The following is a 16431-nucleotide window of genomic DNA, read 5'->3' on the forward strand; positions in this document are numbered from 1 at the left end:
CACCAAATAGAGTGTTAGATAGGTAATTAATTTCTGTGAGGTTATTAATGTCAGAAAACAAAAAAGAAACTTTGGGCTTCCAGACTGAAGTAAAACAAATGCTTCACCTGATGGTGCATTCGCTGTACTCCAATCGGGAGATTTTTCTGCGTGAATTGGTTTCTAACGCTTCGGATGCTATTGATAAGCTGCGTTTTGCGGCGTTGGACAATCCGGCCTTGTTAAAACAGGATCCGCACCCGTCCATTCGTATTGGAGTGGATGAACAAAAACAGTTAATTACGATTAGCGATGACGGCATTGGCATGACGCGCAGTGAAGTCATTGAACACCTTGGTACGATCGCCAAGAGCGGCACAAAAGAATTTTTTGCGCACCTTTCCGGTGATCAGCAGAAGGATGCTCAGCTGATCGGTCAGTTCGGCGTCGGTTTTTATTCTGCATTCATTGTCGCGGACAAAGTTACCGTGATTACGCGCAAAGCCGGTGATCCGGCTGACGCCGCAACCATGTGGGAGAGCAGCGGAGAGGGCGAGTTCACGGTCGAAAATACAACGCGTGACCACTTCGGCACGGATGTGATTCTTTCTATTAAGAGCGAAGACCGCGATCTGGTCAGCAAATACCGTATCCGCAATATTCTTCAGAAATACTCCGACCATATTTCCACGCCGATCCTGATGGGCAAAGACGAGTATAAGGAAGACAAATTAATTGAGACCGGTGAATGGGAAGCGGTTAACCAGGGCTCGGCCATCTGGGCTCGTCCGAAATCCGAGATTACGGAAGATCAGTACAAAGAATTCTTCCATCACCTTTCCCACGATTCGAGTGATCCGCTTTGCTGGACGCACAACAAGGTGGAGGGCCGCAACGAATATATTCAGCTGTTGTATGTTCCCTCGACCGTTCCCTATGATCTTTGGGACAGAGAGAGCGTGCACGGCTTAAAGCTCTACGTAAAGCGCGTCTTCATTATGGATGACTCGAGCAAGCTTCTGCCGAGATATCTGAGATTTATCCGCGGTGTTATTGATTCGGAAGACCTGCCGCTGAACGTCAGCCGTGAAATTCTTCAGCAGACCCGCGATCTGCGTGTGATCAGAGACGGCACAACAAAGCGTGTGCTTTCCATGCTCGAAGACTTGGCCGCAAACCGTGCCGCTGATTACGACAAGTTCTGGGCGATGTTCGGCAACGTTCTGAAAGAAGGCCTTGGCGAAGATCCGAGCAACAAGGACCGTATCGCCAAACTGCTGAGATTCGTTTCCACGTCAAGCGAAGGCAAACCCTCTGTCACGCTTGAGGGCTATATCAGCCGCATGAAGACCGGTCAGAACTCCGTTTACTACGTCACAGGAGAAACCACCGAAGCCGCTGCCAAGAGCCCGCTTCTGGAACTCTTCAGAAAGAAGGATATTGAAGTGCTTCTTCTGAGCGGCCCGATTGACGAATGGATGACTCAGTTTATGACTGAGTTTGACGGCAAGCAGCTCGTCAATATCGCCAAGGGGGATCTCGATCTTGGAGAGCTTAGCGACGCTGAAGAGAAAGAAGAGAAAGCCAAAGTTCAGACGGAATATCAGCCCTTGGTGGAACGCTTCAAAGAGTCTCTTGGCGACGAGGTTGAAGATGTCCGCATGACGCTTCGTCTGACGGATTCTCCGGCTTGCATCGTGACGGATCCGAACGCACTTAATCCGGCATTTGTTCGCATGATGCGCGCCGCGGGTCAGGATGTTCCCGATCCGAAACCGATTCTTGAGCTCAACCCGAACAATCCGCTGGTTTCCAGACTCAAGGAAAGCGGTGCCTTCTCCGGCGAGTGGGCAAAACTTCTGCTTGAGCAGGCTCAGCTGATGGCAGGCGAGCAGCTGAAGGATCCGGCCGGTTTCGTCAAGAGAATGAATCAGATGCTTCTTGACACGGCAAAGGACGGAACGACCATCAATTAATGACTGATTGATCGCTGGTATTTATAAGGCGGACAGCTCAGGCGGCTGTCCGTTTTTCATTTATGCTCCTAAAAGAGATTAGGGGCGAGTACTGTTAACATAGCAGACTGTTTTGATGAGAGGTTCGATATGTCCAGACGCAAAAAAACACCGGTTGATTTTTCCGAACTTGGCGGTTTTCGATTCCTGCATTTCGGTACGGAGTGGATTCAGGGCGGCATGCGAATTAATCGTCCGTATCAGCTCGCGCTGGATTATCAGCAGTCGATGATGGCGCTGATGCTGTTTGTGCCGGAACCTAAAGAGATTCTGCAGCTTGGGCTGGGTGCCGGCGGTCTGGCCAAATACACATGGAAGTACTTTCCCGAGGCGAAGACGCGTGTGGTAGAGATCGCTGAAGAGGTCTACATGGCCTCGCGCATGTGGTTCAAGATGCCCGATGACGACGATCATCTGGAGACGATTTTTGAAGACTGCAAAAAGTATCTGGTCGGCGCGCAAAAGAGCGCGGACTGGCTGCTTACGGATATTTACGACGCAGAGGCGTGGGGGCCGGTTTACAACGACGTGCCCTTTTATCGGCTGTGCCGAAAGGCGCTTCGGGACGGAGGCGTTTCCAGCTACAACGTGTTCGGAGGAGAGGATTTCACGAAGAGTCTTGACGCGATCTCTGAAGCGTTTAACGGGCATGTGCTGGTGATGCCGGAGGTCGCGGAGGGCAACCGCATTATTCTTGCAAAGAACGGTCCTAAAGAGACTTATCCCGCGGAGCTTCTGGATCAGAGGGCGGCTGAGCTGACCGCTTCGCGCAAGATCCCCGCAAAGAAACTTTTAAAGATGCTGCGCAAAGAGAACAATTTCAAAGGCGATATTGTTTTTTAGGGTACGAGACAAAAAAGCCGCCCGTTTAACGGCGGCTTACAGGAACTCATTTAGGTCCCGGGAATCATTTTTTTAACTTTCTTTTTCTCCGGCTTTACCAGAACTTTTTCTTTGTACTCGCAAAGATCATTGATGCAGCATTTCCAGCACTCCGGGCTTCTTGCCTTGCAGATGTAGCGGCCGAGAAGAATAAACCAGTGGTGCGCGTCGACGCGGTACGGCAGCGGGGTGTAGCGCTCCATTTTTTTCTGAATTTCTTCCGGTGTTTTTCCCTTTGCGTAACCGGTGCGGTTGGCGACTCGAAAAACGTGCGTGTCCACGGCGATGAGCGGATGATTGAATGCGACGTTCATCACGACACTGGCGGTTTTGCGGCCCACACCCGGCAGAGCGACCAAGGCTTCGAAGTCTTCCGGCACCCGGCTGTCGTATTTGTCGATCAGTTCCTGACACAGCTGCATGACGTTTTTGGTTTTGCTGCGGAAAAGTCCGATGTGACGGACGATTTCCAGAAAATTATCCGCGCCGAGTTCAAGAATTTTTTCCGGTGTGTTGGCAAGCGGAAACAGTACTCGGGTTGCTTCGTTGACGCTTTTATCGGTTGCCTGCGCGGAAAGAACAACCGCGATCAGCAGTTCAAAGGGAGACGAGTACTCGAGTTCGCTTTTCGGGTTTGGGTTGTCAGCCTGCAGGCGCTGCAGGATTTCCAGTCTTTTTTGCGGGTTCATTTGTTTCGTTTGCGCTTGAGAAGAGCCGCCAGAAAATCCTTTTTATCTTTTTGGCTCTTTGAGTTGAGGCGTTCCTCTTCAAGGCGACTGCGTTCTTCCTTGCGCGCTTTGCCCCTGAGGTAGTTGCTACGGGAGCGCTGAGCAAGATCTTCCGTCCACGCTCTTGGAACCTCAATCATGCGGATACAGTCGACAGGGCAGGCGAGCTGACAGAGGCAGCAGCCGTTGCAGCGATCGGCGTCGACCATGTGCAGGTGCTTAGGCGCGCCGATAATCGCTTCGGTCGGGCATGCGGCCACGCACAGCGTGCAGCCGATGCAGCGCTTGAGATCGATCTCGGCGATTTCGGGAGGAACGTGTCGGCCGCAGGTTTCGTCGAGCGGGAGTACTTCCCGGCCGAGCAATTGGGAGAGACGATAAATGACTGCGTCTCCGCCCGCAGGGCAGCGGTTGTGTTTTTCTCCGCCGGCGATCGCGCGGGCGTAATCGGCGCAGTCTTTATAGCCGCACTGACGGCATTGCGTCTGCGGCAGGATCGCTTCGATATCGACAGGATTAGTCATTCCAGAGGTTTTCCGCGAGAAGGCTGCCGGGCTCGGTGCGACGGGGCGCTTTAAAGCCTTTGTCTTTCAGGATGGCTCGGGTTTCTTTGATCATATCGGGGTTGCCGCATAAAAGGACGCGGGCATTCTGAGGATCGAGTTTCAGCGCGGCGGCGTCTTCGAGCTCTCCGCCGACGATAAGTTTCGGGATGCGCTGAGAGAGGAACTGCGTTGCCTCACGCGTGACGATCGGGATATAGATAAGCTCACGCTCGTTAGCGCCGGCCAAAGAAGAGTCGGTCCGGATTTTTTCAATTAGCTGAGTGTAGGCAAGGTCTTCGCTGCAGCGGACTGAGTGCACCAGTACAGTTTTACGCCACTTGAGCCAAGTGCTTTCCTCGCGAAGGATACTGAGAAAAGGCGCCAGACCAGTACCTGAACTCAGGCACCACAGGCTTTCGCCCGCAGGCAGTCTCTCAGGGAGCATGCTCCCGAAGAGGTCGGGTTCAAGCCATACTGAGCTTCCCGCTTTAAGCGAAACAAGAAGCGGGGAGACAGTGCCGCCCTGAACTTCCACGATAAAGAATTCGAGGAAATTATCCTCGGGCAGAGAGACCATGGAATAAGCTCTGGCGCTGTATTGTCCGTCGGCTGTCGTTATGCCGAGGCGTACGAACTGACCGGGCTTAAATGTGAAGTCTCTCGGTTTTTCAAAGCGCAGGGACACAAGGCCCTTGCGCCATTCGCGTCTTTCCAGAAGGCGGATTTGGATGCGTTCTGCGCTCACTCGTCGAGTTCCTTCTTCAGGTACTGACGTTTATCGAGCACGTCTCTCCATTTTTCCGCTTCGTCGGTGTGCGGTTTCATACGAGTAATGGAAGGCCATACTCGGGCAAGTTCCGCGTTCAGGGCGATAAATTCCTGCTGATCTTCAGGAACATCCTCTTCAGCCATAATCGCGTTGGTCGGGCATTCCGGAATGCAGACCGCGCAGTCAATGCATTCATCCGGATCGATTACGAGGAAGTTCGGACCTTCGCGGAAGCAGTCAACCGGGCAGACGTCCACACAGTCGGTGTACTTGCAAAGGATGCAGGGTTCGGTCACAACATGTGCCATTCAGTAACTCCGTTTGTTCTTTGTTCATTAATAGTCAAACCTGGTATTTTAAAACTTTTGAGGGCGTCAAAATCGGAGTATTTCCAATAGTAGGCAACATCTCTTCAGTCAATTAGAAAAAGCCAAGCCTCAGTGTCCTATACTCACTTTAGAAGATTTCAATTCACCTGATTGGAGTGACCTCGTGGTTATTGATTCACTGTTGGACACAGACTTATACAAATTCACCATGATGCAGTGCGTGCTGCATCAGTTTCCTGCGGCTCAGGTTGAATATAAATTCAAATGCCGCAATGAAGGGACGGATCTGCAGGCCGTGATCGGTCCGATCAACGAAGAGCTTGATCATTTATGCGCGCTTCATTTCCGCCGCGAAGAACTGGATTATCTGAGAAGTCTGAGGTTCATCAAAAGTGATTTTGTCGATTTCCTCGAACTCTTTCATTTGAAGCGCAGCGCGGTAAGCGTGACACGCGCCGAGGGCAGCGATACTGATATTGAGATCCGAGTACGAGGCCCGTGGCTGCACACCATCATGTTTGAAATTCCGGTACTGGCGATTGTCTGCGAGTGCTACTACCGCAAATTCTATCCCGATACCGACTTCACGCTGGGTCGCGAGCGTCTTGCGCAGAAGATTGCGGATGTAAAAAAACATCCGGGTTTGGGCATTTCCGAGTACGGAACAAGACGGCGCTTTTCTAAAGAGTGGCAGAAAGAAGTGATCTGTACGATGCGTGATCAGATGGGGCTGCAGTTTACCGGCACAAGCAATGTGTATTTCGCGATGACCGAGGGGCTCACGCCGCTTGGCACGATGGCGCATGAATATTTACAGGCCTGTCAGGCGCTCGGTCCTCGTCTGAGAGACTCTCAGAAGTACGCCTTTGAAATGTGGGCTAAGGAGTACCGGGGAGACTTGGGTATCGCACTTTCCGATGTGTACGGCATTGACGCGTTCCTCTCGGATTTTGATATGTACTTCTGCAAGCTCTTTGACGGAGCGCGCCATGATTCGGGCGATCCTTATCAGTGGGGCGAGCGAATTATTGAGCACTATAAGAAAAATCGCTGTGACCCGCGTACAAAGACCCTGATCTTTTCCGACATGCTGAATATTCCTAAAACGATCAGTCTGTATGAACGCTTTAACGGAAGAATTCGGGTGGGTTTTGGTATTGGAACCAATCTTGTCAATGACGTCGGGGTGCCCGCGCTGCAGAATGTGCTGAAACTTGTGCGCTGCAATGATCAGCCGGTGGCGAAAGTTTCAGATTCGCCCGGAAAGAGCATGTGCGAAGACGAGTCGTATTTGAACTATCTGAAAAGCGTTTTCAACATGCGATAAATTAATGCCGCAGAGTAAAATTTGATAGACTTCGTGCTTATTTCTTGAATAAGAAGATTTTTTCTCCCGCGTTTGTGCGACAGACGCGGGGGTTGTCCTTTTTTATTCGATCGTTAAGCTCGACGGGACTTTTCAGTTGGCAAAAGCACGGACCGACTGATGGGATCGTGGGCAGCATTTTTTTAAGGAAAATAATGATCAACAAATCGATAGGGGCTGTGCTCGCGGCTGCTCTGGGCGCGTTTTTGCCGATGACGGCGAATGCGGCGCTTCCGGGCAGTGAGCTTTCCCTTTGCTGGGCAATTCCTTTTGCGGGAATTCTTTTAAGTATCGCCCTCGGACCTTTGCTTTTTGCCCATTTCTGGCATAAGAACTACGGCAAGATCGCGCTTGGCTGGGCCATTCTTTCGGCGGTTCCGCTGTTTGTGTTTTACGGTTCCGACACCAGTATTCACGCATTAGCGCACGCACTGCTCGGCGATTACGTTCCCTTTATTATCTTTGTGGGCTCGCTCTACATTGTTGCGGGCGGTATTCATCTGAAGGGATCTTTTGTCGGCAAACCGAAGCTCAACACAACATTTCTTCTGACGGGCGCGGTTCTCGCAAACTTCATGGGCACAACCGGCGCCGCGATGCTTCTGATTCGTCCGCTGCTCTCTGCCAACCGCATGAGACGCTATCAGATGCATACCTATATTTTCTTTATTTTCATTGTCGCCAATATTGCCGGTTCTCTGACTCCGCTCGGCGATCCTCCGCTTTTCTTAGGCTTCCTGAGAGGCGTCACATTCTTCTGGACCGCTCAGCACTTATGGGAAGTGACCGGACTTGCGGTCGGTATGCTCCTGGTTATTTACTTCCTGCTTGACAGCTACCTGTACCGCAAAGAGCTCAAAGACAACGAAGAGCTGAAGAAGCCCGCCGGCAATATTCCGGTTGGTTTTGAAGGTGTTGTGAACTTTGTTCTTCTGGCTCTGATTATCGGCGCGGTCCTTCTTTCCGGTTTCTGGAAGAGCGGTGTCGAGTATGAATTCCTCGGCAACCACTTCAAGCTTGAGTCTTTAGTACGTGACGGCATTTTTGTGCTCGCCGCGATTCTTTCTCTGGTTTTGACGAAGAAAGAATACAGAGACGCGAACCAGTTCTCATGGGAGCCGATTTTGGAAGTCGGCAAGCTCTTCTTCGGCATTTTCGTGACGATTGTGCCGGTGCTTGAGATGCTGAGAGCGGGTTCTTCCGGCGCGTTTGCTCCGGTTGTTGCTCTAGTTTCCGACGCGAACGGACAGCCCATCAATGCGGCTTACTTCTGGCTCACCGGCATGCTTTCCAGCTTCCTTGATAACGCGCCGACCTATCTCGCGTTCTTCAATCTTGCCGGCAATGATCCGACTTTCCTGATGACCGGCGGAGCGCATACCCTGATGGCGATTTCCATGGGCGCGGTGTTTATGGGCGCGATGACCTACATCGGCAACGCTCCGAACTTCATGGTGGTCAGTATCGTTCAGAACCGGGGTGTCCGTATGCCGAGTTTCTTCGGCTTCATGGCCTGGTCCTACGGTATTTTGGTACCGATCTTCCTGGTGCTGACTTACATTTTCCTAATGTAATTTCCGCCTGAATCCCAAACGGGTCTGATGCGCTTGTGTCAGACCTGTTTTTTGCGTGCAAAACGGTGCGGCAAGTCACTGACGGCGCATTCGATTTGTTAAGATTCACGAAGATAAGTACTGCATATGCGGCACACTTCTGTTGACACGCGTTTATGACATACAACCATTATTATCAAGAGGATTCGGATGTCGGATTAAAGCTTGCTGCGCTTTTTCTGCAGCTGAGCCGCAATCCGTCGGCGCTCTCCAAAGCGGAGTGGGATTTTCTGAACATGATTCCGATCGGAACTCTGGTTCGGGAAGCTTCGATTTCCCGCAAAGAAGCGGTTCATGTCCTTAATCAGATTGACCGGCTAGAGGCTGACGTCAGCCGTATGGGTCGGTTTGAGCATTTGACAGACGCGTTTATGATGTGGATTGTGGGCGGAAGCTTTATTTTGGCGGCGGTTCTTCTGGCGGTTTTGTCGATCCCTGAATCGGTTGCGGGACGAGTTTCCATTCCGATCAGCATCGGCGTGGGCCTGTTTTTTATTTTCATTCCGCTGGTGAGCCGTAAGCGAGCGATGTCATACAAGATTGACTGTTTCAGAGAGACCATTATTAACATCTTAGGCACCGGTCTCATGAAACGAAGCGTGCTGACCACGGATGCGGTCATCCGTGAGCTTGACCGGCATGAGCCCGAAAAAACGCTTAAAAAAGTCATTGAGAAATTTTTAGCGGCAGAAGGGCGCCGGTATCCGAAATATGAAGAAAAGTGCCTGATGGAACAGCTCCTTGACGGCTATCGACTGAAACTTAGCGATCTGTCGCTGCTGCAGGCGGTCGGGAACAGTGAACAGCCATGAATTTAGAGAGTCAGCTTACCAAGCATTTTCACGGTGACAGCAGCTATACCCATCAGGGCGGCGGAACATCCAAGAAAGTGCTTATTGCCGCGGTGTGTTTAACGCTTGGCTATGCGCTGGTTGAAGCGGTCGGCGGTTTTTTATCCAATTCTCTAGCGCTTATTTCAGACGCCGGTCACATGGTAACGGATTCGGCTTCGCTGCTTTTTGCGCTGGCGGCGAATCTCCTGGCGGCTCGTCCGGCAACTGGAAAGTATTCATTCGGTCTGGCCAAGGTCGAAGTACTGGCCGCGCTCATCAATGCGATTGTGATGTTCGGGGTAGTCGGCTGGATTGTTTTTGAAGCGGTTGAGCGATTTACCGATCCGCAGAGCGTAAACGGCGCGAGTGTGTTTATCGTGGCGACGGTTGGTCTGATTATCAACATTGTGGTCGCCAAGACACTTTCACACGATAAGGACAGTCTGAATACACGGGCGGCGCTTCTTCATGTGCTTGGAGATTTGCTCGGCTCGGTGGCTGCGATTATTGCGGGCGCTGTGATTTATTTCGGCGGTCCGACGGTTGTGGACCCGATTCTGTCGATATTTGTGAGTCTGCTGATTTTGAACTCTTCGTATCACGTGCTTCGTGATTCCGTACATTTGCTTTTAGACGGTGTTCCCGAGGGGATTCCTTACGCGGAGGTCGGATCAGATCTTGAACGGATTCCGAATGTGTATGCCGTGCATGACCTGCACATTTGGGATATGACGCCCAATGAAATAGCGTTGTCGGCGCACGTGCTGATTGAGGATATGAACACTTGGGCGGAAGTACTTGAGCAGTGCCGTCAAATGCTGGAAACGCGGTACGGTATTTCGCACATTACGCTTCAGCCGGAGCCTGCCTCTTCGAAGACTGAGACGCATTAAAGCGCTGAGTAGCTCCGTGTTTGCCCTTTTTGTGTCCGCGTACATGTATCAAACCGTCAGAACGAACCTCGAGCGGGTTACAAATTAGGACACTAAAGTTATAATTAGCGGGATTACGCCAACTCACTTGAAGCGCGTCTCTTTTTTTTTTCTGCTGAGAATAAGATGACGAAATATGTATTTGTTACAGGCGGTGTGGTTTCTTCACTGGGGAAAGGTATTGCAGCCGCTTCCTTAGCCGCCATCCTGGAGTCCAGAGGACTAACCGTCACCATCATTAAGATGGATCCTTATATTAACGTTGACCCGGGCACGATGAGCCCGTTTCAGCACGGCGAAGTCTTCGTAACGGAAGACGGCGCGGAAACCGACCTGGATTTAGGTCACTATGAGCGCTTCATTACTCCGAAGATGCACAAGGCCAATAACTTTACAACCGGCCAGATTTACAGCAACGTGCTGCGCAAGGAGCGCCGCGGAGAGTATTTGGGCAAGACCGTGCAGGTGATTCCGCACATTACAAACGAGATTCAGGACTTCATTGCGCGCGGCGCGCATGCCGCGGGCGACCCAGATATCGCGCTGGTTGAAATCGGCGGAACGGTGGGCGACATTGAATCTCTGCCGTTCCTTGAAGCGGTTCGTCAGCTGTCGCTGCGTGCCGGCAGAAACAATACCTGTTTCATTCATCTGACGCTCGTGCCCTATATCGCAAGCGCCGGAGAACTGAAGACAAAGCCGACTCAGCATTCTGTAGGTGAGCTGCGCAAGATCGGCATCATTCCGAACGTGCTGCTTTGTCGAGCCGATCGCAAGATTCCGGATGATGAGCGCGCCAAGATTTCTCTTTTTGCCAATGTTCCGATGGACGCCGTGATTTCCGTTTGGGACGTGGACACTATTTACAAAGTCCCGATGATGCTGCATGAGCAGGGACTTGACGACATCGTCTGCAAGACGCTTGACATCAACCCGAAGCCGGCGGATCTGTCCGCATGGGACAAGGTTGTAGACCGTCTGGAGCATCCTAAAGATCAAGTCAATCTTGCGATGATCGGAAAGTATGACCTGAAGGATTCCTACAAGTCTCTGAATGAGGCGCTGGTTCACGCCGGTATTCACACCGGTCATAAAGTCAACGTGACCTTTATTGAAGCGGAAATTCTTGAGAAAGACGGTACTGACTGCCTCAAGGGCATGGACGCAATTTTGGTTCCGGGCGGCTTCGGCAAGCGCGGCACTGAAGGCAAGATCAAAGCGATTGAGTATGCTCGTAAAAATGATATTCCGTATCTCGGCATTTGTCTGGGCATGCAGCTTGCTGTGATTGAATTCGCGCGCAATGTCTGCGGTTTAGGCAGGGCCAACTCCACCGAGCTTGACGCCGATACGCCGCATCCTGTGGTCGCGCTGATCACCGAATGGAAGGATCACACCGGTGTTATTGAACGCCGCAGCGAGGACAGCGACCTCGGCGGTACAATGCGTTTAGGCAAGCAGATCGTTCCGGTTAAGCCCGGCACACTGACCGCTTCTATTTACGGCAATGAGGTAGCCGAACGTCATCGTCATCGCTATGAGGTGAACAACGCCTACTGCGATCAGTTTGAAAAGGCCGGCATGGTGATTTCCGCCCGCACTCCGGGAGAAAATCTGCCTGAAATTATGGAACTGCCTGACCACTCTTTCTTTATGGGTGTTCAGTTCCATCCGGAATTTACCTCCACCCCGCGTTTTGGTCATCCGCTGTTTAACGCGTTCATTAACGCGGCAGCCAAGTACCACCACGAACACGAGAAGAAGGATCAGAAATAATTTATGAAGCTTTGCGGTTTTGAAGTCGGTCTGAATCATCCGTTTATTTTGCTGGCTGGCCCCTGTGTCATCGAGAGCGAGCAGTTGGTTCTTGATATTGCCGGCAAGATGAAGGAAGTCACCGATAAACTTGGGATTCCCTATATTTTTAAGGCGAGCTATGACAAAGCGAACCGTTCCTCGGATCTGAGTTTCCGAGGTCCGGGCATGCAGAACGGTCTGCGTATTTTGGAAGAAGTTCGCCGTCAGATTGGAGTTCCCGTCGTCACAGACGTGCATACGGCCGAAGAAGTGCCTGAAGCAGCCGCTGTTGTGGATTTGCTTCAGACTCCGGCGTTTTTATGCCGACAGACTGACTTTATCGTCGCGTGTGCAAGAAGCGGCAAGCCCGTCAATATTAAGAAGGGTCAGTTTCTTGCGCCGCAGGATATGAAGCAGATTGTTCTGAAGGCGCGTCACGCTGCCAAAGAAGCCGGCCTGGATGAAGACCGTTTTATGGTTTGCGAAAGAGGCGCGAGTTTTGGCTACGGCAATTTAGTCGCGGACATGCGCAGTCTGGTGATTATGCGTGAGTGCAATGCGCCGGTGATTTTTGACGCGACGCATTCCGTGCAGCTTCCCGGCGGACAGGGAACTTCTTCGGGCGGCAAGCGCGAATTTGTTCCGCCGCTTGCGAGAGCGGCCGCCGCGGTCGGTGTTTCCGGTTTCTTTATGGAAACGCATCCGAATCCGTGCTGCGCCAAGAGCGACGGTCCGAACATGGTTCCGCTTGACAAGATGGAAGAGCTTCTGACCACGCTCAAGCAGATCGACACGCTGGTTAAGACCGGTGATCAGTTTTTAGAAAATCAATTACGTTAACCCAACATCAAAGAGGCATCAATGAGTGCAATTGTTGAAGTAATCGGCCGTGAAGTAATGGACTCCCGCGGCAATCCTACCGTTGAAGCGGAAGTTATTCTTGAATCCGGCGCCTTTGGCCGCGTAGCGGTTCCGAGCGGCGCATCCACCGGCAGCCGTGAAGCAATTGAGCTTCGCGACGGAGACAAATCCCGTTTCCTCGGCAAAGGTGTTTTAGCCGCGGTTGACCATGTCAACGGTGAGATTCGTGATGAAATTCTCGGTCTTGAAGTGACCGAGCAGGCGCTCATTGACAAGCTCATGGTTGAGCTTGACGGTACGCCCAACAAAGCCCGTCTCGGCGCCAACGCGATTCTGGCTGTTTCTCTGGCGGTCGCCAGAGCCGCGGCTGATGAGCTCGGCCTGCCGCTTTATCGCTATTTCGGCGGCATTAACGGCTGCAACCTTCCGGTTCCGATGATGAACGTGGTGAACGGCGGCGCGCACGCCAACAACAACCTGGACATCCAAGAATTCATGATTATTCCGGCCGGTCTGCCTTCTTTCCGTGAAGCCCTGCGCTGCGGCGCGGAGATTTTCCACGCGCTCAAGAAGATTATGAACGCCAAGGGCATGTCCACAGCGGTTGGTGACGAAGGCGGTTTTGCACCCAACATTGACAGCCACGAAGCCGCGATTGAATTTATTCTGGAAGCGATCGAAGCGGCCGGTTACAAGCCCGGCAAAGACGTATTCCTCGGCCTTGACTGCGCTTCGAGCGAGTTCTACCACGACGGTATTTATGACCAGAAGGGACAGGGCCTGAAGCTCACAGCTGATGAATGGATTCAGAAGATGACTGAGTGGTGCGACAAGTATCCGATCATCTCGATTGAAGACGGCATGGCTGAAGGCGATTGGGAAGGCTGGGCCAAGCTTACCGAAGCGCTCGGCGACAGAATCCAGCTCGTCGGTGACGATCTTTACGTGACCAACACCAAGATTCTGAAAGAGGGTATTGAACGCGGCATCGCCAACTCGATCCTGATCAAGATTAACCAGATCGGCACGCTGACCGAGACATTTGAAGCGATTGAGATGGCCAAACGCGCTCGCTACACCGCGGTTGTCTCTCATCGTTCCGGTGAAACCGAGGACTCCACGATTGCTGACATCGCCGTCGGCACCAACGCCGGCCAGATCAAGACCGGATCAATGTCCCGCAGCGACCGCATGGCCAAGTACAACCAGCTGCTTCGTATTGAAGAAGAGCTTGGCGAAGTTGCGGTTTATCCGGGCCTTGACGCCTTCTACAACATCAAACGCCGCTAGTATTTATGTCACGCTATAACCGCAAGGTCAATCTGACTGTTCCTCGTCTTCTCGCGATTCTGCTTCTCGGCTTAGTCGCCGCGATTCAGTATCCGCTTTGGAAAGGCAAGGGCAGTGTCGCGAATCTTGCGGAGTTGCGTGCCCAGGTTGATGAGCAGAAGCGCATCAACAAAGCGCTCGAAGAAGAGCTTGATCGACTCTCCGCGGAGGCCGAGAGCCTTCGCGGCGGCGAGCAGGCGATGGAGAGCCGGGCGCGCAGCAGGCTGAACATGATTAAGGAAAACGAAGTGCTGATTCGGTTAAAACCATAGCAGTGCTTTAATGACTCAGCGAGACGGACTGCCTTTGACGACAGTCCGTTTTTTTGTGTACTCAGATTAGCCGATTCGGGATCGAACGGACTCTGAGATTCAATATGCTTGAAGCAACTCGGAGGACAGATTTTGATTCAGCCGCTTACGATTGCAGATTACGCCCGCAGGCATAAACTTTGGGCGTGTTTCTGCGCTTTATTTTTTCTGATTGTTTTCTTTAGCTGCGCGAGAGCTGTCTATGACATTCTCGTTCTCAACGAGAAAGCGCCGCTCTATGCTTTAGGCGCGGGCATGGTCGGGTTTGCCGCCACCGCTGCGGGCTCGATTCCCGGGCTCTTCATGAACAAGCTTTCGGATCGAACTGAGGATCTGATGTTAGGAAGCGCGGCCGGAATGATGATCGCGGCAGCCTTCTTCTCTCTTTTGATGCCGGCGCTGGAAGCGAGCGATAAGCTTTTTGCCAATGAATGGCTTTCAATGGCGTGGGTCATATTCGGCATATTTCTCGGCATTGTGTTTTTGCTGGGCATCAACGCCATTACGCCGCATGAGCATTTTGAGAGCGGCGCGGAAGGGCCGGAAATCCAGGTTCGCGACGGGATTTGGCTGTTTGTGCTTGCAATTATTATTCACAACGTTCCTGAAGGCATGGCGATGGGTATTTCATTTGCCGCAGAAGATATGCAGATTGGCGTTCCGCTGACCGCGGCGATCGCTCTGCAGGATCTGCCTGAGGGGCTAGCGGTTGTTCTTGCGCTCTGTACAACGAACATTTCACGTGTGAAAGCTGTCATGATCGGCGTGCTCTCCGGGCTCATGGAGCCGATTGGCGCCTTATTCGGAGTCAGTCTTACCGCGCAGCTCGGCTATGCCTACCCGCTCGGTTTAGCGCTGTCAGCGGGTGCGATGTTCTTTGTGGTCTTCCACGAAGTGATTCCGGAGACTCATCGCAGAGGCCATCAGACCGCCGCGACGCTGGGTCTGATGTTTGGTTTTTGTCTGCTGATGGTATTGGATCGAGGGCTCGGTTAAATATTTCGTGACGGTAAGTCGCTAGAATGTAGGAATTGCTCAATCCTTGGATTTATCGTCATGACAAGACCTATTCGTGCCGTTATTGATTCTTCTGCGCTTTTAAGAAACATTGAACGTCTTCGTGAAAAAGCCGGAGCGCGTTTTTTTTGGGCGGTTGTTAAGGCGGACGCATACGGACACGGACTTATCGGTCTTTTGCCGGTCTTTGACAAAGCGGTTGACGGTCTTGCGCTGCTCGATCCCTCCGAAGGCGTGCAGGCGCGCAAAGCGGGCTGGCGCAAGCCCATTCTTCTGATTGAAGGCGTTTTCAGTGAAGCGGATATTCAAACCGCATCCGAGTATGACTTTGAAACATTGATTCATCAGGAGCGGCAGATTGAGTGGCTTGAGCGCGCGCAGCTTAAAAAACCGCTTCGCGTGCATGTGAAATGCAACACCGGCATGAATCGTTTGGGTTTTAGGCCGGATCGGATTCAAGGCGTGCTTGAGCGGCTTCAGGCAATTCCCAATGTGGTAGTCGCGGATATTTTGGCGCATTTTGCGAACGCTGAATTGACCTATCCTCAGGATCGGCCGGTGACGGTTGAGAAGCAGCTTGCGGCCCTTCAGGCGCTCAGAGCGTATGGGAATATGTGTCTGTCCAATACTGGAGCCATTCTTTGGCATCCCGAGGCGCTGGATCATGCGGTGCGCGCAGGCATTGCAATGTACGGTGTAAGCCCTGATGGAAACATCACATCCGAAGCCCTTGGAGTTGAGCCTGTGATGAATTTCGAGAGTGAGATTATGGCGCTGCAGGATCTCGAAGTCGGAGAAGCGGTGGGCTACGGCTCCAAATTCATCGCGCAGCGGCCGACGCGTCTGGCGATTGTCGCCTGCGGCTATGCGGACGGCTATCCGAGGAAATCGGGCAAAGACCGCAAAGTTTTTGTTGAAGGGCGTTTTGCCCCGGTGGTTGGCAATGTTTCGATGGATATGCTGACGATTGATGTGACGGATGTGCCGCAGGCGGGCTTAGGCAGCAGAGTGGTCTTTTGGGGCAGGGAGCTTTCAGTGAACGAAGCGGCCGCGTCATTTGACACCATCGGTTATGAACTACTATGCGCGGTAGCCAAGCGCGTTCCCCGCGTTTTGAAGTAACCG

The 16431-nt window shown here is 52.2% G+C and carries 16 protein-coding genes; 12 read left to right on the forward strand and 4 right to left on the reverse strand.

Features of this window, described 5'->3' with window-relative positions:
• Nucleotides 1-47: 47 nt before the first annotated feature.
• Both htpG and E5987_RS05560 read left to right on the forward strand, forming a co-directional pair.
• Entirely contained in the window at nt 48-1955 is a 1908-nt protein-coding gene (gene htpG / locus E5987_RS05555; RefSeq protein WP_160335106.1) for a molecular chaperone HtpG, read from the forward strand.
• Nucleotides 1956-2084: 129 nt separating this feature from the next.
• Nucleotides 2085-2837 (forward strand): spermine/spermidine synthase domain-containing protein, encoded by a 753-nt coding sequence (locus E5987_RS05560; protein ID WP_160335107.1) that lies wholly within the window; start codon nt 2085-2087, stop codon nt 2835-2837.
• 50 nt (nt 2838-2887) lie between these two features.
• Here the strand turns inward: E5987_RS05560 and nth are convergent, their stop codons facing one another.
• Genes nth through fdxA form a run of 4 tightly spaced genes read right to left on the reverse strand, consistent with a single transcriptional unit; the run spans nt 2888 to nt 5226 of the window.
• A complete protein-coding gene (nth, locus tag E5987_RS05565) occupies nt 2888-3565 on the reverse strand; it encodes an endonuclease III (protein WP_160335108.1) in 678 nt (225 codons plus the stop codon).
• Nucleotides 3562-4128 (reverse strand): RnfABCDGE type electron transport complex subunit B, encoded by a 567-nt coding sequence (locus tag E5987_RS05570; RefSeq protein WP_160335109.1) that lies wholly within the window; start codon nt 4126-4128, stop codon nt 3562-3564. Before E5987_RS05570 ends, nth begins: the two co-directional genes overlap by 4 nt.
• The gene (locus E5987_RS05575; RefSeq protein ID WP_160335110.1) at nt 4121-4894 is read right to left on the reverse strand and encodes a ferredoxin--NADP reductase; all 774 of its coding nucleotides are present in this window, start codon (nt 4892-4894) and stop codon (nt 4121-4123) included. The genes E5987_RS05570 and E5987_RS05575 overlap by 8 nt, the downstream gene beginning before the upstream one ends.
• Nucleotides 4891-5226: a ferredoxin FdxA gene (gene fdxA, locus E5987_RS05580; protein ID WP_160335111.1), complete on the reverse strand. Its 336-nt coding sequence runs from the start codon at nt 5224-5226 to the stop codon at nt 4891-4893. Before fdxA ends, E5987_RS05575 begins: the two co-directional genes overlap by 4 nt.
• 184 nt (nt 5227-5410) lie before the next feature.
• Here fdxA and pncB point away from each other — a divergent pair, with 184 nt between their 5' ends.
• From pncB to alr, 10 genes are all read left to right on the forward strand, one after another.
• Nucleotides 5411-6574 (forward strand): nicotinate phosphoribosyltransferase, encoded by a 1164-nt coding sequence (pncB, locus tag E5987_RS05585; protein WP_160335112.1) that lies wholly within the window; start codon nt 5411-5413, stop codon nt 6572-6574.
• A 194-nt stretch (nt 6575-6768) separates the two neighbouring features.
• Nucleotides 6769-8187 carry a sodium:proton antiporter gene (locus tag E5987_RS05590; protein WP_160335113.1) on the forward strand — a complete coding sequence of 473 codons (1419 nt, stop codon included), beginning with the start codon at nt 6769-6771 and terminating at the stop codon, nt 8185-8187.
• Between the two features lie 155 nt (nt 8188-8342).
• Entirely contained in the window at nt 8343-9038 is a 696-nt protein-coding gene (locus E5987_RS05595) for a hypothetical protein (protein ID WP_160335114.1), read from the forward strand.
• The gene (locus E5987_RS05600; RefSeq protein ID WP_160335115.1) at nt 9035-9952 is read left to right on the forward strand and encodes a cation diffusion facilitator family transporter; all 918 of its coding nucleotides are present in this window, start codon (nt 9035-9037) and stop codon (nt 9950-9952) included. The genes E5987_RS05595 and E5987_RS05600 overlap by 4 nt, the downstream gene beginning before the upstream one ends.
• 165 nt (nt 9953-10117) lie before the next feature.
• Nucleotides 10118-11767 (forward strand): CTP synthase, encoded by a 1650-nt coding sequence (locus E5987_RS05605; RefSeq protein WP_160335116.1) that lies wholly within the window; start codon nt 10118-10120, stop codon nt 11765-11767.
• A 3-nt stretch (nt 11768-11770) separates the two neighbouring features.
• A complete protein-coding gene (kdsA, locus tag E5987_RS05610) occupies nt 11771-12628 on the forward strand; it encodes a 3-deoxy-8-phosphooctulonate synthase (protein ID WP_160335117.1) in 858 nt (285 codons plus the stop codon).
• A 21-nt stretch (nt 12629-12649) separates the two neighbouring features.
• Entirely contained in the window at nt 12650-13939 is a 1290-nt protein-coding gene (gene eno / locus E5987_RS05615; protein WP_160335118.1) for a phosphopyruvate hydratase, read from the forward strand.
• A 5-nt stretch (nt 13940-13944) separates the two neighbouring features.
• Nucleotides 13945-14250: a septum formation initiator family protein gene (locus tag E5987_RS05620; RefSeq protein ID WP_160335119.1), complete on the forward strand. Its 306-nt coding sequence runs from the start codon at nt 13945-13947 to the stop codon at nt 14248-14250.
• 132 nt (nt 14251-14382) lie between these two features.
• Nucleotides 14383-15285 (forward strand): ZIP family metal transporter, encoded by a 903-nt coding sequence (locus E5987_RS05625; protein ID WP_160335120.1) that lies wholly within the window; start codon nt 14383-14385, stop codon nt 15283-15285.
• Between the two features lie 60 nt (nt 15286-15345).
• The gene (gene alr, locus E5987_RS05630) at nt 15346-16428 is read left to right on the forward strand and encodes an alanine racemase (protein WP_160335121.1); all 1083 of its coding nucleotides are present in this window, start codon (nt 15346-15348) and stop codon (nt 16426-16428) included.
• The last annotated feature ends 3 nt before the right edge of the window (nt 16429-16431 follow it).

This window comes from Parasutterella muris, from assembly GCF_009767915.1.
Lineage (GTDB): Bacteria > Pseudomonadota > Gammaproteobacteria > Burkholderiales > Burkholderiaceae_F > Parasutterella > Parasutterella muris.

Bases quoted from the DNA above. Each gene is read 5' to 3' on its own strand.
- htpG (WP_160335106.1), top strand. From the start codon at position 48: ATGTCAGAAAACAAAAAAGAAACTTTGGGCTTCCAGACTGAAGTAAAA.
- E5987_RS05560 (WP_160335107.1), top strand. From the start codon at position 2,085: ATGTCCAGACGCAAAAAAACACCGGTTGATTTTTCCGAACTTGGCGGT.
- nth (WP_160335108.1), bottom strand. From the start codon at position 3,565: ATGAACCCGCAAAAAAGACTGGAAATCCTGCAGCGCCTGCAGGCTGAC.
- E5987_RS05570 (WP_160335109.1), bottom strand. From the start codon at position 4,128: ATGACTAATCCTGTCGATATCGAAGCGATCCTGCCGCAGACGCAATGC.
- fdxA (WP_160335111.1), bottom strand. From the start codon at position 5,226: ATGGCACATGTTGTGACCGAACCCTGCATCCTTTGCAAGTACACCGAC.
- E5987_RS05590 (WP_160335113.1), top strand. From the start codon at position 6,769: ATGATCAACAAATCGATAGGGGCTGTGCTCGCGGCTGCTCTGGGCGCG.
- E5987_RS05595 (WP_160335114.1), top strand. From the start codon at position 8,343: ATGACATACAACCATTATTATCAAGAGGATTCGGATGTCGGATTAAAG.
- E5987_RS05600 (WP_160335115.1), top strand. From the start codon at position 9,035: ATGAATTTAGAGAGTCAGCTTACCAAGCATTTTCACGGTGACAGCAGC.
- E5987_RS05605 (WP_160335116.1), top strand. From the start codon at position 10,118: ATGACGAAATATGTATTTGTTACAGGCGGTGTGGTTTCTTCACTGGGG.
- kdsA (WP_160335117.1), top strand. From the start codon at position 11,771: ATGAAGCTTTGCGGTTTTGAAGTCGGTCTGAATCATCCGTTTATTTTG.
- eno (WP_160335118.1), top strand. From the start codon at position 12,650: ATGAGTGCAATTGTTGAAGTAATCGGCCGTGAAGTAATGGACTCCCGC.
- E5987_RS05620 (WP_160335119.1), top strand. From the start codon at position 13,945: ATGTCACGCTATAACCGCAAGGTCAATCTGACTGTTCCTCGTCTTCTC.
- alr (WP_160335121.1), top strand. From the start codon at position 15,346: ATGACAAGACCTATTCGTGCCGTTATTGATTCTTCTGCGCTTTTAAGA.